This is a genomic window from Halorubrum wangae (genome assembly GCF_051194135.1).
Taxonomy (GTDB): domain Archaea; phylum Halobacteriota; class Halobacteria; order Halobacteriales; family Haloferacaceae; genus Halorubrum.
This window is the reverse complement of the sequence record NZ_JBLZNH010000002.1, coordinates 895,516-918,555: the sequence shown is the minus strand read 5'-3', so window position 1 is coordinate 918,555 and position 23,040 is coordinate 895,516. Positions and strand designations below refer to the sequence as shown.

General features: G+C 70.3%; 27 protein-coding genes and 1 tRNA gene. 15 read left to right on the top strand and 13 right to left on the bottom strand.

Annotated elements, in window-relative coordinates:
• Window positions 1-90 precede the first annotated feature (90 nt).
• Window positions 91-621, top strand: coding sequence for a TspO/MBR family protein (locus ACNS84_RS09795; RefSeq protein ID WP_435074658.1), 531 nt, complete (start codon window positions 91-93; stop codon window positions 619-621).
• A 9-nt stretch (window positions 622-630) separates the two neighbouring features.
• On the opposite strand, the gene ACNS84_RS09790 is transcribed toward ACNS84_RS09795, so the two are convergent.
• Window positions 631-1,299, bottom strand: a complete 669-nt coding sequence (locus ACNS84_RS09790; RefSeq protein WP_435074657.1) for a GNAT family N-acetyltransferase — start codon at window positions 1,297-1,299, stop codon at window positions 631-633.
• A gap of 80 nt (window positions 1,300-1,379) precedes the next feature.
• Between ACNS84_RS09790 and ACNS84_RS09785 the strand changes: the two genes are divergently transcribed.
• On the top strand, window positions 1,380-1,961 hold the full coding sequence (locus tag ACNS84_RS09785; protein ID WP_435074656.1) for a class I SAM-dependent methyltransferase: 582 nt from the start codon (window positions 1,380-1,382) through the stop codon (window positions 1,959-1,961).
• Between the two features lie 74 nt (window positions 1,962-2,035).
• Here the strand turns inward: ACNS84_RS09785 and ACNS84_RS09780 are convergent, their stop codons facing one another.
• Window positions 2,036-3,448 carry an ATP-binding protein gene (locus ACNS84_RS09780; protein WP_435074655.1) on the bottom strand — a complete coding sequence of 471 codons (1,413 nt, stop codon included), beginning with the start codon at window positions 3,446-3,448 and terminating at the stop codon, window positions 2,036-2,038.
• Between the two features lie 191 nt (window positions 3,449-3,639).
• Between ACNS84_RS09780 and ACNS84_RS09775 the strand changes: the two genes are divergently transcribed.
• From ACNS84_RS09775 to ACNS84_RS09750, 6 genes are all read left to right on the top strand, one after another.
• Entirely contained in the window at window positions 3,640-4,236 is a 597-nt protein-coding gene (locus ACNS84_RS09775) for an NUDIX hydrolase (protein ID WP_435074654.1), read from the top strand.
• An 84-nt stretch (window positions 4,237-4,320) separates the two neighbouring features.
• Window positions 4,321-5,076, top strand: coding sequence for a DUF2064 domain-containing protein (locus ACNS84_RS09770; protein ID WP_435074653.1), 756 nt, complete (start codon window positions 4,321-4,323; stop codon window positions 5,074-5,076).
• 54 nt (window positions 5,077-5,130) lie between these two features.
• A tRNA-Ser gene (locus ACNS84_RS09765) sits at window positions 5,131-5,214 on the top strand.
• A gap of 397 nt (window positions 5,215-5,611) precedes the next feature.
• Window positions 5,612-6,211 carry a superoxide dismutase [Mn] gene (sod, locus tag ACNS84_RS09760; RefSeq protein ID WP_435074652.1) on the top strand — a complete coding sequence of 200 codons (600 nt, stop codon included), beginning with the start codon at window positions 5,612-5,614 and terminating at the stop codon, window positions 6,209-6,211.
• A 164-nt stretch (window positions 6,212-6,375) separates the two neighbouring features.
• Entirely contained in the window at window positions 6,376-6,684 is a 309-nt protein-coding gene (locus tag ACNS84_RS09755; protein WP_435074651.1) for a DUF5827 family protein, read from the top strand.
• The gene (locus tag ACNS84_RS09750) at window positions 6,681-7,589 is read left to right on the top strand and encodes an ATPase (RefSeq protein WP_435074650.1); all 909 of its coding nucleotides are present in this window, start codon (window positions 6,681-6,683) and stop codon (window positions 7,587-7,589) included. The genes ACNS84_RS09755 and ACNS84_RS09750 overlap by 4 nt, the downstream gene beginning before the upstream one ends.
• Before the next feature lie 52 nt (window positions 7,590-7,641).
• Here the strand turns inward: ACNS84_RS09750 and ACNS84_RS09745 are convergent, their stop codons facing one another.
• The 3 genes from ACNS84_RS09745 to ACNS84_RS09735 form a co-directional block, all read right to left on the bottom strand.
• Window positions 7,642-8,124, bottom strand: coding sequence for a hypothetical protein (locus ACNS84_RS09745; RefSeq protein ID WP_435074649.1), 483 nt, complete (start codon window positions 8,122-8,124; stop codon window positions 7,642-7,644).
• 107 nt (window positions 8,125-8,231) lie between these two features.
• Window positions 8,232-8,582: a 4a-hydroxytetrahydrobiopterin dehydratase gene (locus tag ACNS84_RS09740; RefSeq protein WP_435074648.1), complete on the bottom strand. Its 351-nt coding sequence runs from the start codon at window positions 8,580-8,582 to the stop codon at window positions 8,232-8,234.
• 58 nt (window positions 8,583-8,640) lie between these two features.
• Window positions 8,641-9,090, bottom strand: a complete 450-nt coding sequence (locus tag ACNS84_RS09735) for a DUF7124 domain-containing protein (RefSeq protein WP_435074647.1) — start codon at window positions 9,088-9,090, stop codon at window positions 8,641-8,643.
• A gap of 83 nt (window positions 9,091-9,173) precedes the next feature.
• Here ACNS84_RS09735 and ACNS84_RS09730 point away from each other — a divergent pair, with 83 nt between their 5' ends.
• Window positions 9,174-10,001 carry a BtpA/SgcQ family protein gene (locus ACNS84_RS09730; RefSeq protein ID WP_435074646.1) on the top strand — a complete coding sequence of 276 codons (828 nt, stop codon included), beginning with the start codon at window positions 9,174-9,176 and terminating at the stop codon, window positions 9,999-10,001.
• Window positions 10,002-10,019: 18 nt separating this feature from the next.
• On the opposite strand, the gene ACNS84_RS09725 is transcribed toward ACNS84_RS09730, so the two are convergent.
• The 5 genes from ACNS84_RS09725 to ACNS84_RS09705 form a co-directional block, all read right to left on the bottom strand.
• Window positions 10,020-11,045, bottom strand: coding sequence for a carbohydrate kinase family protein (locus tag ACNS84_RS09725; protein WP_435074645.1), 1,026 nt, complete (start codon window positions 11,043-11,045; stop codon window positions 10,020-10,022).
• Between the two features lie 75 nt (window positions 11,046-11,120).
• Window positions 11,121-11,645, bottom strand: coding sequence for a nucleoside deaminase (locus ACNS84_RS09720; RefSeq protein WP_435074644.1), 525 nt, complete (start codon window positions 11,643-11,645; stop codon window positions 11,121-11,123).
• A gap of 58 nt (window positions 11,646-11,703) precedes the next feature.
• Entirely contained in the window at window positions 11,704-11,976 is a 273-nt protein-coding gene (locus ACNS84_RS09715; protein ID WP_435074643.1) for a hypothetical protein, read from the bottom strand.
• Window positions 11,977-11,985: 9 nt separating this feature from the next.
• The gene (locus tag ACNS84_RS09710) at window positions 11,986-12,753 is read right to left on the bottom strand and encodes a hypothetical protein (protein WP_435074642.1); all 768 of its coding nucleotides are present in this window, start codon (window positions 12,751-12,753) and stop codon (window positions 11,986-11,988) included.
• A 2-nt stretch (window positions 12,754-12,755) separates the two neighbouring features.
• Window positions 12,756-12,935, bottom strand: a complete 180-nt coding sequence (locus tag ACNS84_RS09705; protein ID WP_435074641.1) for a zinc finger domain-containing protein — start codon at window positions 12,933-12,935, stop codon at window positions 12,756-12,758.
• A gap of 132 nt (window positions 12,936-13,067) precedes the next feature.
• On the opposite strand from ACNS84_RS09705, the gene ACNS84_RS09700 reads away from it, so the two are divergent.
• The 4 genes from ACNS84_RS09700 to ACNS84_RS09685 all read left to right on the top strand — a co-directional run bounded on the left by ACNS84_RS09700 (window position 13,068) and on the right by ACNS84_RS09685 (window position 18,413).
• The gene (locus ACNS84_RS09700; RefSeq protein WP_435074640.1) at window positions 13,068-14,003 is read left to right on the top strand and encodes a cell division protein CdpA domain-containing protein; all 936 of its coding nucleotides are present in this window, start codon (window positions 13,068-13,070) and stop codon (window positions 14,001-14,003) included.
• 81 nt (window positions 14,004-14,084) lie between these two features.
• Window positions 14,085-15,071 carry a CehA/McbA family metallohydrolase gene (locus ACNS84_RS09695; protein WP_435074639.1) on the top strand — a complete coding sequence of 329 codons (987 nt, stop codon included), beginning with the start codon at window positions 14,085-14,087 and terminating at the stop codon, window positions 15,069-15,071.
• Window positions 15,072-15,168: 97 nt separating this feature from the next.
• A complete protein-coding gene (locus tag ACNS84_RS09690; RefSeq protein WP_435074638.1) occupies window positions 15,169-16,440 on the top strand; it encodes a molybdopterin molybdotransferase MoeA in 1,272 nt (423 codons plus the stop codon).
• Window positions 16,437-18,413: a molybdopterin biosynthesis protein gene (locus ACNS84_RS09685; RefSeq protein WP_435074637.1), complete on the top strand. Its 1,977-nt coding sequence runs from the start codon at window positions 16,437-16,439 to the stop codon at window positions 18,411-18,413. The genes ACNS84_RS09690 and ACNS84_RS09685 overlap by 4 nt, the downstream gene beginning before the upstream one ends.
• Here ACNS84_RS09685 and ACNS84_RS09680 read toward each other — a convergent pair.
• The 3 genes from ACNS84_RS09680 to ACNS84_RS09670 form a co-directional block, all read right to left on the bottom strand.
• The gene (locus tag ACNS84_RS09680; protein ID WP_435074636.1) at window positions 18,383-18,844 is read right to left on the bottom strand and encodes a PaaI family thioesterase; all 462 of its coding nucleotides are present in this window, start codon (window positions 18,842-18,844) and stop codon (window positions 18,383-18,385) included. The genes ACNS84_RS09685 and ACNS84_RS09680 overlap by 31 nt on opposite strands.
• A 92-nt stretch (window positions 18,845-18,936) precedes the next feature.
• On the bottom strand, window positions 18,937-19,872 hold the full coding sequence (locus ACNS84_RS09675) for a DUF8155 domain-containing protein (protein ID WP_435074635.1): 936 nt from the start codon (window positions 19,870-19,872) through the stop codon (window positions 18,937-18,939).
• Between the two features lie 106 nt (window positions 19,873-19,978).
• Window positions 19,979-21,658 (bottom strand): sensor histidine kinase, encoded by a 1,680-nt coding sequence (locus tag ACNS84_RS09670; protein WP_435074634.1) that lies wholly within the window; start codon window positions 21,656-21,658, stop codon window positions 19,979-19,981.
• Window positions 21,659-21,817: 159 nt separating this feature from the next.
• Here ACNS84_RS09670 and ACNS84_RS09665 point away from each other — a divergent pair, with 159 nt between their 5' ends.
• Entirely contained in the window at window positions 21,818-22,531 is a 714-nt protein-coding gene (locus ACNS84_RS09665) for a lipoyl protein ligase domain-containing protein (RefSeq protein WP_435074633.1), read from the top strand.
• Between the two features lie 103 nt (window positions 22,532-22,634).
• Window positions 22,635-23,027: a 30S ribosomal protein S6e gene (locus ACNS84_RS09660; RefSeq protein WP_435074632.1), complete on the top strand. Its 393-nt coding sequence runs from the start codon at window positions 22,635-22,637 to the stop codon at window positions 23,025-23,027.
• Window positions 23,028-23,040 lie beyond the last annotated feature (13 nt).

Sequence of the window (23,040 nt, the reverse complement as noted above, 5' to 3'; positions counted from 1 at the left end):
GCGGATTCGGCGCTCAGACGTGGGTGCGGGCCGTGCGAGGCGGCCGATGCGACGGCTCATTTTAACAGCGTAGACCGCGTACTTTCGGCCATGGAAACCGCCCTTCGCTCCCGGCTTCCCGACCGCCGAGACGTCCTTCTGTTCGCCGGCGCCGCGGTCCTCGTCAACCTGATCGGCGCGATCGGCGTTCCCTTCACCGCGACCCAGAGCGCGTGGTTCGCGGGGCTCGACCTGCCGTCGTACTACCCGCCGAGTTGGGCGTTCGGCGTCGTCTGGCCGATCTTGTACGCGTTAATCGGCGTCGCCGCGGCGCTCGTCTATCGTCGCTGGCGCGACGCGGTCAGCGTCACCGAGGCGTCGGCGATGGCGCGAAACGCCCGGATCGCGCTCGCCCTGTTTGTCGTCCAACTCGGGGTCAACGTCGTGTGGTCCCCCGTGTTCTGGGGGCTCGAACGCCCTGACCTCGGGCTCGTCGTGCTGGTGGCGCTCCTCCTGCTGGTCATCGCCACGATGGCCGCCTTCGACCGAGTCGATCGGCGGGCCGCCCTGTTGTTGGTCCCCTACCTCGCGTGGATCTGTTTCGCTACCGCGCTCAACTACGGGATCTGGGCGCTGAACTGATCCGGTCGATCACGTCGACTCGGCGCCCTCGCCGAGCCGATCCGCGACGAATCGCCGCTCGCGGGGAGTCAGTTCGCGGTCGTCTTCGAGGAAGACACGGAGGCCGGCGCGGTACCGTACCGCGTCCGGATCGTCCGCTCCGTCCGAGCCGTCCCCGGCGCCCGTGTCGCCCCCTGGAATCGGCTCGCCGCTCACGGCCGGCGCCGCTGTCGGGCGCTCCAGTTCCAGTTCGGCGATTCCGGTCCGCTCTCCGGTGTACGCGAAGCCGCATTTATAAAGCGCGGCGTAGGCGAACGGGTTGTTCACGGCGATCCGTACCCGATCGTACCCGGCGGCGGCCAGGTGCGAGACGGTGTGGTCGACGAGGCGAGGACCGAACCCCTCGCCTCGGTGCGCGGCGTGGACGGTGATGTAGCGGAGGCGACAGCAGTCGGCGTCGGTCCGATCCGGCGAGAACGAGACGGCGGCGATCACGGCGTCGTCGAACTCGTCGGCCGCGACCGTCGGCGGAAGCGCCTCGTCGGGTTCCCACCCGGTCACCGCCGGGGATCCGTCCGGCGTCCGGAGGACCGCCGTCCCCGTCGACCCGACGACGAACTTGCCGGCGTAGGCGAACGCTCGGTAGTCGAGTCGGAGCGTCGTCCCCGTACCGGGGTCGCCCAATACCGCGTACTCCATGGGCCCGGTACGTCCCGTTCACGTAAATGCGGCCCGACGGCCGCGCAACCGTTTAAGTGATGCCGCCGCCGAGAGCGACCATGCACGGCCTCGGCGACGTCGGCTTCTTCGATCGGATGGCGCCCCTGTACGACCGCGTGATGCCGCCTGCGAACGGGGAGGCGCTGGCCGCGGGACTGGCTCACGCGACGCGGCCGATCGATCGCCTACTCGACGTCGGCGGCGGGTCCGGGCGGGCGGCCGCTGCGTTGACGGGCCCTGAGATCACGGTCGTCGACGCCTCCCTCGGGATGCTCGACCGCGCCCGCGGCGTCAGGGGCCTCTCGGCCGTCGCCGGCGACGCGGGTCGACTTCCGTTCCGGGACGCGTCGGTCGACGCGGTGATGATCGTCGACGCCTTCCACCACCTCCCCGACCAGGAGGCCGCGCTACGAGAGGCCGCGCGGGTGCTCGCGCCGGGCGGAGCGCTGGTGATCCGGGAGTTCGATCCGGACCACCCGCTGGGGCGCGCCCTGGTCGCCGCCGAGAACGCGATCCGGATGACGTCGCAGTTCAAAACGCCGCGGAACCTCGCGGCCGCACTCGACGACGCCGGTTTCGACCCGCGGATCGTCGACCGGGGCTTCGGCTACACGGTCGCTGGCGTCAGGCGGGAGGACTGAGCGCGGGAGTCGGGCGGGGGAACGGAACGACGACGAGTCGCCTCGCCGAGACAGAGTCGCGACGGCGGCGTCAGTCAGTCGTGCGAGTGGCTGTGCGCGCCGTGGTCGTGAGACGCGTCCCCGTGAGACGGTTCGCCGTCGTGCGTGTGGTCTTGCTCGCCCGAGTCCGTCTCGCCGAGCACCTCGGCGCCCTCGCCGTCGATCATATCCATATTCTTGAGGTTGTCGCGCTCCTCGAAGTCCTCGACGGCCGCCATCACGTCCTCCTGCGTGATCATCATCCGGTCTTCCGTGAGCGCGCCGAGGACGGCCTCGCGTAGCACCATCCGGAGGTCGGACCCCGTGAGCCCGCTCGTCCGGTCGGCGACCTCGTCGGGGTCGAAGTCTGCGATCTTCATCTCGCGCGTGACGACCCGGAGGATGTCCGACCGCATGTCCCGGTCCGGCTTGGGGAAGTTGACGATCTCGTCGAAGCGGCGCCACGCGGCCGCGTCGAGCTGATCGGGGTGGTTCGTCGCGCCGATGAGGAGGACCTCGTCGCGAACGAGCGACACCTCGTCGATCGACTTGAGGAGCGTGTTGACCGCGCGCTTCAGCGCGGCGTGCTCGTCGGAGCGGCGGGTTTTCGCCACCGAGTCGAACTCGTCGATGAAGAGAATACACGGGGAGAGCCGCTTGGCGACCTCGAACGTCTTTTCGACGTTCTTCGCCGTCTCACCGAGATACTGGCTCGTGATCATCGACATCTTCACTTCGACGAGCGGGATACCGAGTTGATGCGCGAGCGCGCGCGACACCGTGGTCTTGCCCGTCCCCGGCGGACCGACGAACAGCAGCTTCCCGATCTCGCGGAGCCCGATGTTCGCGAGGTACTCGCGGTGCTCGATCGCCTTCACGATCTTCTGGATCTCTCCCTCCTGATCGCCCGTGAGGACGAGGTCGGCGAGCGTCGTCTCGATCTCCTCGGGGGCCTGCACGCTGACGAGGTCGAGCATTTCGCCGTCCTCGTCCTCGTCGAAGTACTCCTCGAGCAGCGCGTCGATCCAGACGCGGTCGGCCTGGATCGGCCGGACGGTGTCGCGCGACTCCTCGTAGGTCACGGGCGCGGCGAGGTCCTCGTCGGCCTCGAGCGCGGCGACGATAGTCGGGTTCTCAGCGATCCGGTCAGCGTCGGCGTGGTCGTGATACCACTCCAGGGCCATCGCCGGCTGGGTCAGAGATATCTCGCCGGAGAACTCCGTGCGTTGGGTAAAGAGAAGGTCCGAAACGGCCTCCCAGGGTCGTTCGACCCCGGTTGCGGTCCGGGTCGTCTCGTTCGTCGCCTTGAGCGGTCGTTCGACGCCGCCCGGCGCGTCCTCGGCGGCGTCGGCGGACCAGAACACCTGACGGAAACGAGGAGGGAGATCGTTCTCGTCGAGGTCGCGGTTCTCGGTGTAGAGGTGCGTCGTCAACACGAACTCGACCACGTCGAGCGCCGGGTTACTCATCCGCGCGACGTAGCCGCGGGACGCGGTTAAGCGCGTCGAACCGCGCGCGTTGTGGCGGGGGATCGCGGGTCAAACGCCTTGACGCGATGTCAGATCTGTGCTCCGTGAGCGCAATGGGCACGCGCACCGGACGTCCGATCCCGCTGTTACGTATCGAACGCTTATTAGCCCTGGTGACTGACCGTTCCCCTATGAGCTCAGAGGACGCGGCCGCGCCGGGCGACCCCACCGGCGGGACCGAAACCGACACGGACCACGAAAACGCGCTGCAGGACGTGATCGCCGTCGACCCCGAAGACACTGAGCAGGGGACGGTGAACCGGCTCGACGCCCACACCGGCGACGGGATCCGCCACCGAGCGTTCACCTGTCTCGTCTACGACGCCGAGGGCCGAATTCTACTGGCCCAACGCGCCCCGACGAAGCGGCTGTGGGACGGCCACTGGGACGGCACCGTCGCCTCGCACCCCGTCGACGGGCAGAGTCAGGAGGACGCGACCGAACAGCGCCTCGAAGAGGAACTCGGCATCACGCCGGACCAGTACGACGACCTCCGCGTGACGGACAAGTTCGAGTACAAGCGCTACTACCCCAACGAAGGCGTCGAGTGGGAGGTCTGCTCGGTGCTGAAGGTCACCCTCGACGACACCTCGCTCGACCCCGACGAAGCCGAAATCGGCGGGATGCTGTGGGTCGACTACGACCACCTCCACGAGAATCCGGCACTGTACCGCCAGCTCCGCCTCTGCCCGTGGTTCGAGATTGCGATGCGACGCGACTTCTCCTGATCGGCCCGCCGCGGCGCTTCCGAGCGGCCCGACGGTTTCGACCCGAAACGGCGAGTTGAAGGCGCGCGGGCGACTCGGTCCGGTATGACCGTCGTCGTCGTCATGGCGAAGCCGCCCCGCGAGGGGCTCGTCGCGACCGGTATCGCGGAGTCGACGCCCCTCTCGACCGCCGAGGCCGCCGACCTCTACGAGGCGCTGTTCCGCGACGCCGTCCTCGCGGTCGACCGCTCGGGCGGCGAACTCCTCGTCAACTACCCGGTCGACGACGACTTGCCGGCCGAACACCGCACCGACACCGCTCCGGAGGCCGAACTCCGCACGCTCGTCGCCGACACCCTCGGCGGCACCGAGAACGTCCGCTTCGAGCGGCAGGTCGGCTCGTCGTTCGGCGCGCGCGCGGGCAACACCGTCACGCACCTGCTTCGCGAGGAGAACGCCGACTCCGTCGCCGTCGTCAGGCCGCAGGCGCCGCTGCTCTCGCGCACCGTGATCGACTCGGCGGCGATGAAGCTCCGGACGAACGAAGTGGTGCTCGGCCCCACCACCCGGGGGCGCACCTACTACGCGGGGTTCACCGCTCCCATCGACTTCGACGGCGCGTTCGAGGCGCCGAGCCTCCCGACGCTGGCAGCGCGCGGCCGCGACGCCGACCTCGACGTGGAGTTCCTGGCGTCCTCGCCGTCGATGATCGACGGCGACGACCTGCTCGACGCCGTCCCCGTGTTGCGCGCGCGGTTCGCCGCCGAGCGCGTCGTCCCCGATTACACCGCCGCGTTCGTCCACGGACATGGCCTGGACGTGGTCGTGGAGGACGGCGAGGAGCGAGTGGTGCGGGACTGACCGTAGACCGAGGACCGACACCACTTAGTCGAACGACCGCAAGCAGGTGGATGTGGTGGGATGGCAGAGCGGCCCATTGCGCCGGTCTTGAAAACCGGTAGCCTCACGGCTTCCTGGGTTCGAATCCCAGTCCCACCGTGAGCGCGCGGCGCACTTCGCGCCGCGCGCGTTTCGTGCAAGGATTCGAAGCCTGCGAGTCGCAGCGCCCGAGCGGAACGAGGGCGACCGTCTCGCATCGGTTCAAATCCCAGTCCCACCGTCAGCGCGCGGCGCAGAGCGCACACCCCGTTGCGTCCTGTGCGTCTCTCGATTTATTGTCTTGTCTACGCTATTTCAGAAACCGGTTGTAGTTACGGTAATGCGACAAAAGACAGTCCTGCTGTGGAATCGTCTGATCGGTCGTTTCGCAGGGACCGGGAGCCTCTCGCTCTCGTCCGGGTTACCCGATAACACTCGTGTTAGGTGACGTGTGGTATCACATGCCTCATTATCTTTAACAGGTTTCCGGTACACATTATCGGTAGGTGATACAACAATGAGCTACGAACTCGATCCGCTCCCGTACGATTACGACGCACTCGAACCGCACATCTCCGAGCAGGTGCTCGAATGGCACCACGATACCCACCACCAAGGGTACGTCAACGGCTGGAACGCCGCCGAGGAGACGCTCGAGGCCAACCGCGAGGAGCACGACTTCTCCTCGTCCGCCGGCGCCATCCGGAACGTGACCCACAACTCGTCGGGCCACATCCTCCACGACCTGTTCTGGCAGAACATGTCCCCCGAGGGCGGCGACGAGCCGTCGGGTGACCTCGCCGACCGCATCGCGGAGGACTTCGGTTCCTACGAGGCGTGGAAGGGCGAGTTCGAGGCCGCGGCCTCCGGGGCCTCCGGCTGGGCGCTCCTCGTCTACGACACGTTCTCGAACCAGCTCCGCAACGTCGTGGTCGACAAGCACGACCAGGGTGCGATCTGGGGCGGTCACCCAATCCTCGCGCTGGACGTCTGGGAACACTCCTACTACCACGACTACGGTCCGGCCCGCGGCGAGTTCGTCGAGAACTTCTTCGAGGTCGTCGACTGGAGCGAACCGTCCACCCGCTACGAGCAGGCCGTCGAGCTCTTCGAGTAACGTTCCACGCCGACGCGCTCAGAGACGCGCGTCGAATCCCGACGTTTTTTCGCCCGGTCCGCGCCGAGAGCCACGGCGCTGCGAGTCGACCTCTCCCGTGACGGACGCATCCACTCGGACCGCGTATCGGCAGCATTTACGGAGCCGCCGCCGTACCGCCGGCCATGCCCGAACCGAAGTCGACATTCGACGCCACCTACCCGTGTGAGTTCTACGAGCCCGCAGATCTGTTCGAGCCGGACCTCATGTACACCGTTCCCGAGATCGCCCGGCTCTTACAGGGACTGGAGCCGGACGACGAGGTCGACCCCGACACCGAGGCGGTGCTGATCGACTGGGCGATTCCGTGGGTGATGACTCACGCCGATGACATCGTCATCGCGGAGCCGTTAGAAGCGGACGGCCCCGGCTACTACGGGGTCGCCGAGCACGCGGTCGAGGAGGCCGACGGCGCGGGCGACGGGGACGCGTGAGCGGCGGCCGAGCCGACGGGGCGCCGGTTCTGCTGGTCGCCGGCGGCGCCCGCGTCGACGCCGGGAAGACGACGTTCTCGACGGGGCTCGTGGCGAGCCTCGCCGATCTGGCCGGCGACGCGGTCGGCGTCAAGCCCCGCGCCGGCAACGATCACTGGTTCGACCACGACGACGTGCGGATCGCGACCGATATCGCCCGGCTCTACGGGAAGGACGCCCGACGGCTCGCGGCCGCGGGCACGCGGCCTCTGGCGGAAGTCGAGAATCGCTCCGAACCGGAGGCGATCGCGCCCGAGTCGATCAACCCGGTTCACCGGCTCTGGCGGCCGACGCCGGGGCGGACAGGGATGCTCGGCGACGCCGACCGGACGTTCCTCTGTGACCGCGTCACCGACGCTGACGACACCCAGTTCGTCGTGAACGGCGCGGCTGAAGACGCGGGACTCCTCCCCGACGACCTCGCGGATCGACTCCCGCTCGCGAACGCGACCCGCGTCCGCGACGTGGCGGCGTTCAACGACGTGATGGCCGCCGACTACCTTCCGGCGTTCGACAGGCTGGCGCGGCGAATTGCGGCGACCGCCGTCCCGGTCGTCGTCGAGTCGTACGCAGACGTCGCCGGGCCGCTCTCGCGGGACGGGCCGGTGAGGCCCGACGCGGTCGCGGTCGTCGACCCCGGCAGAGCGCGGATCTACGCCGGCGACCGGTACGCGAAGGCACGCGCGGTCGCGTCGGGCGCCCCTCGTGAGGGCACGCTGGAGGAGCACGCGGGGACGGTGACCGACATGATAGAGCCGGTGACGACCGTCGGGCTGCCGGCGCTCGGTGGCGACGTGCGCGGCGATCCGTCTCGCGTGGCAGACCGGTACGAACCGGCGTACGAGGCGCTGTTCGAGGCGCTCTGACGGCCGACGCGAGAGGTGTGATCTCCGCTGTCGGTTAAAATCGAGTGTGCGCTCAGGCGTTGCGCTTCGTGTAGTGGTCGATGGCGGACTCGATGGAAGAGAGCTCGGCGTTCACCCGCGAGTCGGCGACGCGCATGAAGCCGGGGGTGTAGGTGGCGGAGTAGTCGAAGATGGCGTTGACCGCGCGCTTCGGCGCGGAGACGGCCGCGAAGTCGGTGACCGTGTAGACGCGGGTGGTCGGGAACGCGGTCCAGAACGTGCTGGAGACCCAGCGGTCCTCGTCCTCGAATGTCGTCCCGACGCGGCCGGTCGCGAGATACTCGCCGTCGTGGTAGAACAGCAAGAGGTCGCCTTCTTCCATCCGCTCGAAGGTCGAGCCGTTGCCGCTGTCGTCGTCGACAGCCCACAGGCGGGCCTCATCGAGATCGGCGAGCTGATCCGGCCGGTCGTCGTACTCGGTGAGGTCGACTGCGGACCGGACCGTTCGATCGAAGTTCTCCGGGTCGATCGGGACCAGGAAGACGTTCGCGCTCATTGACTCCACTTCCGTCGGGAGGGTTTTAAACCCGTTCGTTGCCGCCTCGGCCGCGTGGCCATTCGAGACGGGGTCGCGATGCGGTGCTCCGCCACCCGAACGGCGAGTCAGTCGTCGCCGTACGTCTCGTAGATCCGGTCCATTCGCGCGGCCATCACGAAGTCGGACCGGTGGAGCCCGCCGATGTCGTGGCTCCACATCTCAACGCCCACCTCGCCCCAAGAGAGGTGAAGGTCCGGATGGTGCCACTCCTCTTCGGCGAGTTCGCCGACGTCGTTGGTGAACGCCAGCGCGGTCGCGAAGTCGTCGAACTCGTAGCTCGCCTCGAGGTGGTGGTCGTCGACGACCTCCCACGCCTCGCCGAGTTCAGCGAGGTAGTCGGCGTACTCGTCGTCGGTCAGCGGCTCGTCGCCCTCCTCTGACGGTTCGACCGGGTCGTCCGCGAGCGGTGATGGCATGTCTCACTGTTGGTCGACGAGCGGCTTGTACTTTCGGTGACGAGTCGAGGAACCCGCGTCACCTGAGCCGGTCGCTCACTGCGCGCCGGAGGCGGCCGATGATCCCGGTGTCCTCTCGGGAATCGGGGGCCGAGAGCGCCCAGTCGGCCTTCTCGGCCGCCTCTCGGATCGATCGGTACTCGAAGCCGACGTGAGTCGCGACGCGGCGGTCGGCGGCGGTGGTTCCGACGAACACGTATCGCGGCGTGTCGGCCTCGGCGTAGACGTCACAGAGCGTCCCCCACTTGTCCCAGTTGCGGAGCGCGTAGTCGTTCTCGATGCCGTGTTCGCTGACGAACCGCTCGACTGCGTCGGCGTCATTGGCGACGATCCCGACGTACCGGCTCCACCGACGCGCCTCGGCGAACGCCGCCGCGGGGTCAGCGAGCTGCCGCGCCGCGCCGAGCGAAAGGACGAGCGTCAGCTCGCCGCTGCGGGTCGCGGGGTCGTCGTCGATGTCGAGGCCCATGCTCGGTCGGGTGCCGATTCGGCCGCAGCCGACTAAACCGTGTGGGGACGCTTATAAATCGCGCGAGCGTCGCGGGCGGTATCATGGATTTCGAGGCCACTTTCGACACGGACGCGCCGGTGATCGGCATGGTACACCTCCCGCCCCTGCCGGGCGCGCCGAAGGCGCCGGCGGACGGCGCCCGTGCGATGCGAGCGGCGCTCGACCGGGCCGCGGCCGACGCCCGCGCGCTCGACCGCGGCGGCGTCGACGGGATCATGATCGAGAACTTCGGCGACGCTCCCTTCTACCCAGACGACGCGCCGAAACACGTCGTCGCGTCGGTGACGCGCGCCGCGACCGCCGTCGCCGCGGAGACCGACCTCCCGCTCGGCATCAACGTCCTCCGGAACGATGCCGAGGCGGCGATGTCGATCGCGGCCGCCGTCGGCGCCGACTACGTTCGGATCAACGTCCACACCGGCGCCCGCGTTACGGACCAGGGAATCGTCGAGGGGAAGGCCCACGAGACGCTCCGGCTCCGGGAGTCGCTCGGTGTCGACGTCGGGGTCTTCGCCGACACCGACGTCAAACACTCCGCGCCGCTCTCGGCGTCGGGGCACTCCGCGGAGTCGTTCGCCGACACCGCCGAGCGCGGACTCGCCGACGCCGTGATCGCCTCCGGGCGAGGAACCGGCGAGGCGACCGACCCGGCGGCGCTGGAGGCCGTCGTCGCCGAGCGCGATGCCCACGGCCTCGACACCCCGGTCCTCGTCGGGAGCGGAGTCGACGCCGAAACGGTCGGAGAGACCCTATCGACCGCCGACGGCGTCATCGTCGGCACGGCGCTCAAGGAGGGCGGCGAGACCACCGGCCCGGTCGACCCGGAGCGAGTCGCCGAGCTCGTCGCACGGGCGGACGAAGTGCGGTGACCCCGGCCACGCCTCGGCTCACTCCCGCGCGGCGAGGAACCGTTCGACGGCCTCGCGGCTCGGGAGCCCGCGCTGGGCGAACCGCTCCGTGCAGTTGATCGCGGCGAGCGCGCCCGAAAAGCGAACGCCGTCGGCGAGGCGGCCGGACGACGCGCGCTCGGCGTCGTTTCCCAGAGGCGCGACCCACTGATCGATCAGCCCGGCGACGAACGCGTCGCCGGCGCCCGTCGCGTCGACCACGTCGACCTCGAACGCGTCGAAGCGACGTGCGTTGCCGTCGGCGACGACCGTCATGCCGTCGGCGCCGTGCGTGAGGACCGCCCGCGGCCAGCCCTCGCCCTCGGCGCCTCGCGTACGCTGTGCTGCCGCGATCCGGTCGACCGCGGCCGCCGGCCCACCGAAGTAGGCCGCGGCCGCCACGTCGCCGGCGACGAACAGGTCCGCGGCGTGGAGGAGTCCGTGGACCGTCTCCGGCTCGGTCCCGCGGCCGAGAAGCTCCTCGACCGGCCCGGAGAGGTCGAAGACCAGCGCGGGCGGGTCACCGTCGACAGCCTCCTTCTCGCGGTCGCCCGACCGGAGCGACTCGATCAGGTCCAACACGTCCCGCGAGACGGCGTCCGGGGTGTAGCCGGGGAGGAAGACCACGTCCGCCGCGGCGATCGCCTCGCGGTCGGCGGGAGTCAGCCGGAGTTCGCGGAGGCTCTCGCCCGTCGTGACGATCGCTCGCTCGCCGTCGGGGGCGCTGAGGACGACGGAACGGGTCGACGGGTCGTTACCGACCCGAAGATGTGACGCGTCCACGCCGGTCTCGGCGAGATACTCGCGGGCGCGCCGACCGTACTCGTCGTCGCCGACGCGGGTGATCAGGGTCACGTCGCGGTCGAGCCGATCGAGCGCGACGGAGACGTTCGCGCCCACCCCGCCGAATGCGCTCGTCACCTCGCTCGCGAACGCGCCGCCGTCGGGCTCTGGGAGGTTGCTGACGGCGTACCACTCGTCTATCGCCGCGGCGCCGATGACGACGACCGAGGGAGTCTCGCTCATGGCGACCGCCGCCGACCGACTCGGCAATCCGGACGGTGGTCCGCGCGACGCCCGCACAGCCCGCGACCTCTCACGCTACGGCTCCTCCGCGGCGTCGTCGCCGTAGAACGACTCGTGGAGCGCCATCGCGACCTCCGTCGCGACGGGCCCGTCGACCGTCGTGTCGCCGTCGGCACGCCGGATCACCTCCTCGCATGGGATGGTGACCACGTCGCCGGTGAGGTCGTCCAGCGTCTCGCCCGCGACGCCGTAGACGACACGATCGAGGCCCGCGTAGTGGATCGCTGTCGCGCACATCGGACAGGGCTCTGTGCTGGCGTACATGGTGCAGCGCGCCCGCTCGTCGGCGTCAAGCTCTCGCCCGGCCCACCGCGCGAGCGTCATCTCCGGGTGCGCCGCGAGGTCGTCGTTCGACCGGGTCTCGTTGTGTCCCTCGCCGACGACCTCGCCGTCGACGACGATGAGCGCTCCGAAAGGAGTGTTCCCCATCTCCACCGACTCCTCGGCGAGTTCGATGGTTCGCTCGATGTGCTCGCGGTCGGTCGCGTCGACCGCGTTCTCGCCGCCCTCGGCATCGTCGCCCGCGTTCGACTGGCTCATACGAGCCTGTTCGCCTGCGGGCACCTAACCCTTCGTGAGACGAACGGGGCCGAGCCGGTCACGGGGCGTCGCGATCGCTCTCGTTCGCGTCTTCGGCAAGCGATTCGGACTGCTCACCCGACTCGTCGGCCGACGCGGCCTCCCGCGACCGCCGCACGTCGCGGAGCGCGTCGACGGCATCGTCGGTCGCCCGCGCCCGCGTCTCCGTCGCGGCGCTCGGGTCGAGGCCAGTCGACCCGTCGCCCGAGTCGTCCGGATCGTCGGCGTCGCCACCGTCAGCCGGCTCGCTCTCGCCGCCGATCCACGCGCGCAGTTTCGACAGGAGTCCCATGGGTGTTCGTCAGTAGTTCCGGAACAGCAGCGCGCGCACGTCGTCTTTGGTGCGCGCCGTTTCGACGTCGCCGTCGGGCAGGTCGACCTCGTACCGCGCGTCGCCGTCCGCCTCGCGCCACTTGTCCTCGTGCGTGTCGAGGAGGCTCATCATCGCGTCGAGCTGACTGGCGCCCGCGTCGTCCGCGTCGTCGTCGTTCGCCTCGTCCCCGGACACTCCGTCCGCCTCACTCGCCTCACTCTCCTCACTCTCAGCACTCGTGTCGTCCCCCGATGGCGTCTCGCTCGTGCCGGCCGACTCCTCGCGGTCGCCGCCCGTGCCGAGGTCGACGTCGACCCACGAGAACGGGTCCGCCGACAGCGACTCGGCCGCGTCGATGATCGCCTCGATCGTCTCGGCCTTCGTCATGTCGCTGCGACCGGCCACGTCGAACGCGGCCGCGATGTCGTAGAGGTCCGGGCCGTCGGCGGCGTCCGGATCGCTATGACGCCGCGGGCGCGATTCGAGGCTCCTGCGGGCGTGATCGCGGTCGAACGGCGGCGCGTCATCGCCCGTTTCCGGGCCGTCACTCGGCCGGGCGCCGGTCGCGTCGCCGACGAGGGCGTCGGGGTCCGCGGTGCGGTCGGGGTCGTCGACGGTCTCCGCCAGATCGAGGAGGTACGCGAGCGTGTCGTCGGTGTCGACCGACGCGTACGGTCCGGCGTTGGTCGCGGTCAGTTCCTCCCGAAGCGTCTCGATACGGTCGCGGTGATCGTCGGTGATGTCGATTGTCGGCATGGTCAGTCGTGTTGCTCCTGGAAGCGTGCGAACGCCTCCTCCCAGCTCTCGACGAGACGCGGCTCGCCCGAGTGGTCGGCTTCGACGCCGGCGTAACCGCAGTCGTCGCAGACGACCGCCGCCGCCCCGCCGAGCGCGAACGTGGACAGCGTCGTCCCGCAGCGGGGGCACTCGAGTGACACGGGGTATCGGCTGAACGGTGGACGCGGACCCTCAAAAGCACACGGGGTGACTCGACCGACGTCCCGGCGCTCGCGTCGCGACCGACAATCCCGTGGGGGAACAATCATTAGAGTCGGCGCAGACGGTCCCGTATGAGCGAGTCGAACGCGGAGAACCGCCTGCTGGAGTACTACCGTCGCTACGTCGGCGATCCGGATCGGACAATCGACGTATACGCCGGGTTCGGACTCTTCTTCGCCGGGATCGGGCTCGGACTGATCGGCGTCGTCGTCTTCCTCTACAGCGCGACGCTCCCGCCCGAGGCGTTGTCGACGTACGCGGTTCAGGAGGTCGCCGCCGTCGCCGCCGCGATCGGACTCCCGGCCCTCCTCCTAGGCGTCGTCGTCCTCTTACCGGTCGACCGGCGGATGCTGTACCTGGCCGGCGGCGGAACGGCGATCACCGTCGTCGCCGTCGGACTGTTCTCGCAGACCTACCCGTACAACTGGAACGTCTCCACCGGGGCGGACTACAGCGCACAGGTGGTCGCGGTGTACACGGTCGGACTCGTCGCCGTCATCGCCGCGACCGGCGGCGCGCTGGTCGCTCACCGTGTCGAGCGCGCGACGGGCGTCGACGCCGGCGCGGCCGGGACCGGATCGGCCGCGAGCGGTGCGGGAGCCGACGGGGACGCCGGCGGTGCGGGCGGGGACGACGAGACGGTCACCGACGCCCAGGTCCGGGCCGACATCGAACGCGAGTTGGAGGACGCCGAGCTGACGTGGGGCGGCGTCGAGCGCGCACAGACCCGGCGGCTGGAACTCGACACCAGCGCGGTCGACGACATCGACGTCGACCGCGAGAAGCTCGCCGGATCGGCCACGGAGACGCGGACGACGTCGGGCACGGTGAACGACGCGGTCTCGGAGCTACAGGGACTGCAGGGCGGTGAAAAGAAGACCGCGAGCGGATCGGGGACAGACGATCAGGCGGCGAAGCTCCGCGAGCTGCGGGAGCAGCAGCGGCAGAAGGCCGAGGCGGACGACGACGGTTCGGTCGTCGACAGGATCAAGGGACTGTTCGGCTGAGCGCGGGGACGCACGGCCGACGGGCGGTGCTCGGCCGCCGCCGTTCGCGCATTTAAACATCCCCCGTCACAAACACCGGGTGTGTCCAGCGTCACCGTCAGCATCGACCCCCACGTCCACTCGGACGAGAGCTACGACGGCCACGAGCCGATAGAGCTCATCTTGGAGCACGCCGCGGATATCGGTCTCGACGCGGTCGTGATCACCGACCACGACGTGATTGGCGAGTCGAAGCGGGCGGCCGAACTGGCCGCGGAGTACGGCCTTATCGGTATCCCCGGCGTCGAGGTGTCGACCGCGCACGGCCATCTGCTTGCTATCGGCGTCGAGCGGATGCCCCCACGCCGCCGACCGTATGACGAGACGATAGAGTGGATCCACGAGCACGGCGGAGTCGCGGTCGTCCCGCACCCGTTCCAGCGCTCGCGCCACGGCGTCCGCCAGCGGAACATCCCCGTTCCTGAGACCGAAGACGAGCGTCTGGCCGACGGCGGGGGATCGAGCGAGTCGGGGTCGATCGGCGGCCTCGAAGCGGTCGAGACGCTCGATGAAGCAGACGCGACCGAGGCGCTCGACGCGGCCGGGGCGGACGACGACACCGACCCCGACAGCGCGCGTGACGCGATCGACGAGGTCGACGCCGTCGAGACGTTCAACGCGTGGCTGTTCACGGGGTACCGGAACCGCCGCGCGCGGCGCTTCGCGGCGAAATACGACTACCCCGGCGTGGCCGCGAGCGACGCTCACCACTTGGAGTACGTCGGTCGGGCCTTCACCGAGGTGTCGATCGAGGGCCGCGAGTCGGTCGACAACGCCACCGCCGACGACGTCCTCGACGCGATCCGAGCCGGGACGACCACGGTCGACGGCCGCCGCGCGCCGATCCGGATGGCGGCGAAACACTACGTGGGGGCCGCGAGCCGGAAGACCGGGTACTACGCCCGGACCGGCGCGGTCCGGAGCGCGACCGCAGCGCGAAAGGGCGTCGTGGAGACTATCTCCGCCGCCCGCGTCGCGCTGATCCAGGGGACCTACCGCGCCGCGCGGATCCTCTCGTGGATCACCTGAGGCGGCCGCGACGTCGGTAGAGCTCTTCGCCCGGCCCGCGGGCAATTCGACCGACCGGAGAGCGGGGTTTTTGCACGCGCGCCCGAAACGAACGACCATGAGTCACGACAGACGCGAGGCCGGCTTCAAGCGGCGGACCCGCGTCGCGGACGCGCTGGCGACGCTGCTCGATGCGGCCGCCCCCCACGGCCGGACCGAGTCGGTCTCGCTCGCCGACGCCGACGGCCGAGCCGTCGCTGAGCCGATCGACGCGCTTGCGCCGGTCCCGAGCTACGACCGGGCGGCGATGGACGGATACGCGGTCCGCGCCGAGGACACCTTCGGCGCGTCCGACCGCTCGCCGGCGGTGCTTCGCGCCGCGGACACCGAGGCCGAATCGATCGCGCCTGGCGAGGCCGCGCGGGTCCACACGGGAAGTGCAATCCCCGATGGCGCGGACGCCGTCGTGATGATCGAACAGGTCGAGGAGGTCGGCGGTGAGGTAGAGACGTTCGACGCGGTCGCGACCGGCGAGAACGTCGGCGAGGCCGGCGAGGACGTCGCCGACGGTCAGCGCCTCTTCGACGCCGGACACGTCCTGCGCCCCTCCGATCTGGGACTGTTGCAGTCGGTCGGCCTCGACGCGGTCCCCGTCTACGATCCGCCGACCGTCGCCGTGATCCCGACCGGAGAGGAACTGGTCCAGTCCGACCCCGGACCCGGCGAGGTGATCGAGACGAACGGGCTGACCGTCTCGCGACTGGTCGAGCGATGGGGCGGCGAGGCGCGTTACCGCGACGTGGTCACCGACGACGAGGACGCGCTCGCGGCGGCGGTCGAGGCCGACCTCGACGCCGACGTGGTCGTCACCACGGGCGGGTCGTCGGTCGGCGAGCGCGACCTGATTCCGGAGGTCGTCGACGGACTCGGCGAGGTGCTCGTCCACGGTGTCGCGTTGAAGCCGGGCCATCCGGTCTGCCTCGGCGTCGCCGACGGCACGCCGATCGTCTCGCTCCCCGGCTACCCGGTCGCCTGTATCGTCAACGCCGCCCAGTTCCTCCGGCCCGTCCAGAAGCGCGTCGGGGGGACGACGGCCGAGCCGTTCCCGACGCGGCGCGCGATCCTCGACCGGAAGATCCCGAGCGAGCCCGGAACACGGACGTTCGCGCGGGTGGCGCTCTCGAACGACGAGGCGACCGCCGGGAGCGCGAGTGAGCCGGGTGAGGAGGGCGACGACGGCCTCCCCGCCGCGACACCGACCCGAGCCAGCGGCTCCGGCATCTTATCGAGCGTCGCGCTCGCGGACGGCTGGGTCGTCGTCCCCGAGCCGCGGGAGGGGCTCGACGCTGGCGAGACCGTCGACGTCGAACTCTGGGAGGTGACGCCGTGAGCGACCGCAAGGAGTTCCGCGACCTCGCGACGCCCGACGCAGCCCACGACGCCATCGCTTCGCTCGACCTCTCGCCGGAGCCGGAGACGGTCCCGCTGGAGGACGCCCGCGGTCGCGTCCTCGCGGAGCGAGTCGACGCCGCGATCGACGTACCGGGATTTGACCGAGCGTCGATGGACGGGTACGCGGTCCGTGCCCGCGACACGTTCGGCGCCGACGAGGCCGACCCCGCCGAACTCGACCTCATCGGGGCAGTCCACGCCGGCGCCGCGCCCGAGGTGACCGTCGATCCCGGCGCCTGCGCCGAGATATCCACGGGCGCCGTGATGCCCGAGGGCGCCGACGCCGTGGTGATGGTCGAGCGAACCGACGAGCTGGGCGGAGCAGGAGAGGGAGCTGACGGCGAGCCCGACCGCATCGCCGTCCGGACTGCCGTCGCACCGGGCGACCACGTGATGAGCGCGGGCGCGGACATCGCCGCCGGCGCCCGCGCGCTCGGTCCGGGTACGCGGCTCACGCCCCGCGAGATCGGGCTGCTCTCGGCGCTCGGCGTCGACGAGGTCCCGGTCGAGGGGAAACCCCGGGTGGGGATCGTCTCGACCGGCGACGAGTTGGTGCGCCCCGGCGAGCCGCTCGACCCCTCGCGCGGCGAGATATACGACGTGAACTCGACGACGATCGCCGCCGGCGTCGCGGAGGCGGGCGGCGAGCCGGTTCTCTACCCGCACGCCGGCGACGACTACGACGAGATGGAGCGACTCCTCCGGCGGGCCGCCGACGAGTGCGACCTCGTGCTCTCGTCGGGGTCGACCTCGGCGAGCGCCGTCGACGTCATCTACCGCGTGATCGAGGAGCGCGGGGACCTGCTCCTCCACGGGGTCGCGGTCAAGCCCGGCAAACCGATGCTCGTCGGGCGCCTCGACCGCGGCGGGAGCGACGCGGACGGCACCGTCCCCCGCACCGGCGAGTCCGCGTACGTCGGCCTCCCCGGTTACCCCGTCTCCGCGCTCACGATCTTCCGGACGTTCGTCGCGCCGGCAATTCGCAAGGCGGCCGGCCAGCCAGAGCCCGCGACGGCGACGGTCGAGGGGCGGATGGGCGTCAGCGAGCGCTACGGCGAGGGGCGCATGCGACTGATGCCGGTCGGCCTGCTCGATTTGGGTGACGACGGCTTCCCCCTCGTCTACCCGGTCGACAAGGGCTCCGGAGCGACGACGAGCCTCGTCGAAGCCGACGGCGTCGTCGCCGTCGACCCGGACACGGAGTACCTCGATCGGGACGAGCGCGTCACGGTCCAGCTGTTCTCCCCGGACGTGCGTCCCCCGAGCCTGCTGGGCGTCGGTGAGGACGACCCGGCGCTCAACCGACTGCTCGACCGGCTGGAGAACCCGCGGTACCTACCGGTCGGCTCGCGCGAGGGCCTCCGGCGTCTGCGTGACGGCGTCCCGGACGTGGCGGTCGTCGCCGGCCCGACCGACCGCGAGATCGAATCGGTCGACCTCGGCGGCTGGACGCGCGAGTGGGGGCTCGTCGTCCCCGCCGGCAACCCGGCCGACGTGACCGGGGCCGAGGATCTGATCGACCGCGACCTGCGGTTCGTCAACCGCCCGACCGACTCCGGGATCCGCCGGAGCCTCGACGATGAACTCGATCGGATCGCCGGGGAGCGGTCGACCACGCGGAGCGACCTCGCCGAGTCCGTCTCCGGCTACGGGTTGACGGTGCGGGCGTTCGAGAGCCCAGCGCGGAAGGTGATGGCCGGTGACGCGGACGTCGGCCTCGGCCTCCGAGAGACGGCGGAGCGACTCGGCTGCGGCTTCGTGTCGCTCGGCGAGCAGTCGGTCGTCGTTTGTGCGGCGCCGGACCGGACCGACCGCGACGCGGTGCGAGAGCTATCGACGGCGCTTGAGGATCCGGCGGACCTCCTCGACGGCCTCGCGGGCTACTCGCGGAACAGTCGGAACGAGCCCTGACCGACGACGACCTCGGCAGTGTCCCCGTTGGTGGAACTGGTGACGCGCATGTCGCTGACACCGATCGACCCTCCCGATCTGACGATCGTCGCCTCGGCGCGGAGGTCACCGGTCGCCGGGCGGAGGTAGTTTGTGTTGAGGTTCACCGTCGCGACGCCGCCGCCGAGCGGCTCTTCGAAAGCGGTCCGCTGGACGACGCCCCCGGCGGTGTCGATCAGCGTCGCGGCCACGCCGCCGTGGATGGTGCCGCCGTCGCTGTTCGTCAACTTGTCGTCGAAGGGGATGGAGAGGACGACCCGCCCGCGCTCGACGACGTCGACCGACGTGTTCAGCCACGAGAGGTAGCCGTGCTCCTCCTCGATCCGCTGCTCGATGAGCGCAACGGCCTCCGCAGAGAGCGGATCCAAGTCCGTGACGTCCGTCCGGTTCATACCACACCCTCACGAGGCACCCGTTTGTACCCCCCGGAACAGGAAACAACCGAGAGGCGGTTGACGACGCTGACGGCGCGGCGACGAGTTCCTCACCCGACTCCGAGTCGGATCGGGTCGTCGCTCGGCACCACGTCGAGCGACACCGCGTCGCCGACCGCGAACTCGCGGTCCGGGCAGACGACCTTCGCGCCGTACCCCGCGTCCCGCGCCGCGAACAGCGACAGCCCCACGACCCGCTCGCCGTTCGCGAGCACGTCGACGGGGTCCCACGCGAGCCCGCGGCCCGACGCGACGCCGACGCGAGTCCCCCACAGCGTGGCCGGCGATCCCTCGTCGAGTCGGGCGGTTGGGTCGGCGGTCGGCGCACCGTCGCCGGCGGCGTCCTCCCGGCCGAAAGCGCCGCCCCCGGCGTAGTGAGCCAGTCCACCGTCGAGCGGTACTCCCTCGTCGCTCGCGATGGCCGCGAACGTCTCGCCCGGATCGGGGTGCGTCGGCGCGTCGAGGAGGACGTGCGTGGGTCCGCGCTCGACGACGGTTCCCGTTCCGTCCCACGGGATTGGGTCGACCGGGACGTCGACGTCGACCGGAAGTGACCCGCTCGCTCGGAGCGCGCTCGCACCGGGGGCTCGGAACCCGAGGTGGACGTGGTCGTCGACCCACTGCCCGAAGAAGCCGGAGCGCGTCGTCGGGCCGAGGTCGTCGCCGGGCTCGACGCGGTCGCCGGCGGACACCTCGGGGATCACGTGGAGGATTCGCGCCGTCGTGCCGGAGTCGGCACCGGTCCGCCGGCACCACGCATCGTCGAGGTCGACGACGATCAGGTGGTCCTCGTTCGCGGCGTACGACCGGTTCGGACAGCCGACGGTCCGGGTCTCGCGAACGACGCCGGCGACCGGTGAGAGGCCCCGGACGGCGTCCGGGTACAGGTCCACGGCGCAGCCGTCGTCGTGGGCGGGGTACGGAGAGTTGAACCGCGAGAACCGCCGAAACCCGTCGAGGGCGTCCGGCGGTAGCGTGACTGACATCGTCGACTGAAGGGCGGGGCTCGACGGGGAAATGACCGTCGGCGGTGAAGAGTCGGCCGTCGATGACGACGACGGCCAGCGGAGTGACCGTCGCCGCGACGCGCGATCAGTCGTCCGCGGGCTCGATGCCGGCGAGCGCGAAGCGAGCGCCGCCGGACTCGGACTCCTCCACCGAGAGGCTCCAGCCGTGGGCCTCGGCGATGTCGACGACGATCGCGAGCCCGAGGCCCGTTCCGCCTCCCAACGAGACGCCCCGTTCGGTCACCTGCGAGCGCTGCTCCGGCGGGATGCCCGGACCGTCGTCAGCGACGACGAGCGCGACGCCGTCGGGGCGTCGCTCGATCTCGACTCGCACCGCAACGTCGTCGCCGGCGTGATCGATGGCGTTGCGAAACAGGTTCGACAGCAGCTGTTCGAGCCGGTCGCCGTCGGCGATAACCGTCTCGTCGGCCTCCTCGACGGAGAGCGTCGCGTCCGCGGTTTCGAGCCGCGACCAGACCCGACGAACCGTTGCGTCCAGCGACACGTGGTCGACGGAGTCGACGGAGCGGCCCGCGGTCGCCAGCGAGAGGAGACCCTCGATGAGGTTGTCCATCCGCTCGTGGGCGTTCGAGGCCCGAGCGAGCGCGTCGTCGTTCGCTCCGTCGCCGTGATGCGCGAGTTCGACCGCCGCGGTCGCCGCGGCGAGCGGGTTCCGGAGGTCATGGGAGACGACGCCGGCGAAGTCCTCCAGTCGTTCGTTCTGCCGTTCCAGCTCCGCCTCGCGGCGCTCCAGTTCCATCTTCCGACGCTCGCGCTCGGTGACGTCACGGAGCAGGAACACGTGACCGCGATCCGTCCCTCTGGGATCCGTTATCGGGTCCTCCTGGATGTCGAACTGCCGCCCGCCGATGGTGATCGGATGTTCGACGCCGACCTCCAACTGCGGGAACACCAGCGAAAGCGACGAGCCGACCGGTTCTCCCGGCAGTAGCTCCTCGGCGGCCGGGTTGAGGTCACGGATCCGGCCGTCGGAGCCGACCACGATCACCGGGTCTTGGATCACCTCGACGGCGGTGTCGCGGGCGACGACCGCGGCGTCGAGCGTTCCGAGCCAGAACACCGTTCCGTACAGGAAGACGCCGTGGATGACGAGCGCCGACGGGAACCACACGATGTTCGCGTAGCTGCCGAGATCGATCACGGTGAGGAGCCCGCCGAGGAACGGGAACAGCGTCCCGAGGAGGATCACGAACGTCTGGAGTCGATACCGGTTCCCGGTCCGCTGGTAGAGGTCCACGACGACGAGAACGCCGACGACGCAGAGCACATAGGCGTACAGCAGGAAGCCGAGGTCGGCGACCCCCAACTCGAACGAGAGCAGCGTGAACGGCCCCTCGGCGACCACGCCGAACGAGCGTCGCGAGAGCCCGTGGGTGGCGCTCGACCACGCGAGCAGGACCCAGACGAACGGGGGCGTCGCCAACGCGACGGTCCGGTGTTCCGTCCGCCACTGGTCGTGGCCGGCGAACGCGAGGGTGAACGCCGTCCAGAGGCCGGGCATCGCAGCCACGAGCGGCGTCGCGAGGTTGAGCGAGACCACCATGGCCAGTTCGCTCGCGCTCGCGACCCTGACGGCGTACAACACCGAAATCCCGCCGCCGCAAAGCAGATAGAGGGCGACCTCGGTCCCGCCGGGTTGATCGCGCTCCCGCCACGCGAGCCGACCGAGCCAGAGCCCGATGACCCCGGCGAGCAGACAGGCAGCGAGGTAAGCCTGCACCGGCAGCGCGCCGAGATCGCTCATCGATACGTCACAGAGTCAGACCGCCGGCAAAACCTTTGTGTCATGCGTCGAGACACCGCCGTCGGTCGACATCAGACCACGGCTGAGCCCGACGGCGAGTGGGGCCGAGGCGTGCGTCCCGGGCGAAACCTGCTTGTCCGTCGCTGCCCTGCGGCCGGTATGCGCGTGCTCAGGGGGACCGCGGCCGATCCCGATCTCGACCGGGAGCGGACCGGCGACCTGCTCGCGGCCGCGGGCGAGGGGACGACGGGGATCCGCGTGTGGACGCCCGCGAGACAGGTCGCCTTTGGTCGCCGCGACGTCCGCGCTGAGGGGTTCGACCGGGCCGAACGGCTCGCCGCGGACCGCGGGTTCCGCGCCGTCGAGCGCGACGTCGGCGGCCGGGCCGTCGCGTACGCCGGCGAGACGCTCGCGTTCGCGCACGCGATTCCGGCGTCCGGAGGTATCGGAGGTGGATCGATATCGGTGCGGTACGACCGCGCCGTCGACACCGTGTTGGAGGCGCTTCGCGGGCTCGGTGCCGACGTCGTCGCCGGCGAACCGCCCGCGACGTTCTGTCCCGGAGATCACTCCGTGCGCGTCGCCGGCGGCGGGAAGGTGTCGGGGATCGCCCAGCGAGTCCGGGCGGACGCGGCGCTGGTCGCCGGGTGCGTCGTGGTCTCGCCGGCGGACGCGCGCGAGGTCGCTGGCGTCAGCGAGGCGGTCTACGACGCGCTCGGCATGCGGTTCGACCCCGCGACGGTCGGGAGCGTCGCGGCCGCCGGCGGACCCGACGACCCGGACCGGGTCGCTCGGGCGCTGGAGGACGCGTTCGTCGACGGGCCGTGGGGGGACGGGTCACGGCGCGCCGACCGGATCGACACCGATCGGTGACCGGATTTTCCGGGAAATCGACCGCCGATCGGGGCTCGTGGGGCGATCGGTGGCGGATCGCGGTTTCGACGTGCTTTTTATTCGCGGGGGTCTCGGTTCGCTCATGGCCGAATTCAAAGTCGTCATCGCCGACCCCGAGAGCGGCGAGACGTTCCAGCGAGAGGTCGACGGACAGGACGCAAACCGGTTCCTCGGTCGAGAGATCGGCGACGAGATCGGCGGCGACGCCGTCGGCCTCTCCGAGCACACGATCGAGATCACTGGCGGCTCCGACGAGACCGGTCGCCCGATGCGAAAGGACGTCTCCGGCACGCGCCTGAAGGAGCTCCTCCTCGAGGGCGGCGTCGGCTTCAAGCCGTCCCGAGAAGGCGAGCGCAAGCGGATCACCGTCCGCGGCCGCGAAATCGACGACGACGTCGCGCAGATCAACGTCTCGGTCGTCGAGGGCGACGACGTCGCCGCCGCGCTCGGCGAGGACGACAGCGACGACGAGTAAGCGCACGTTTTCG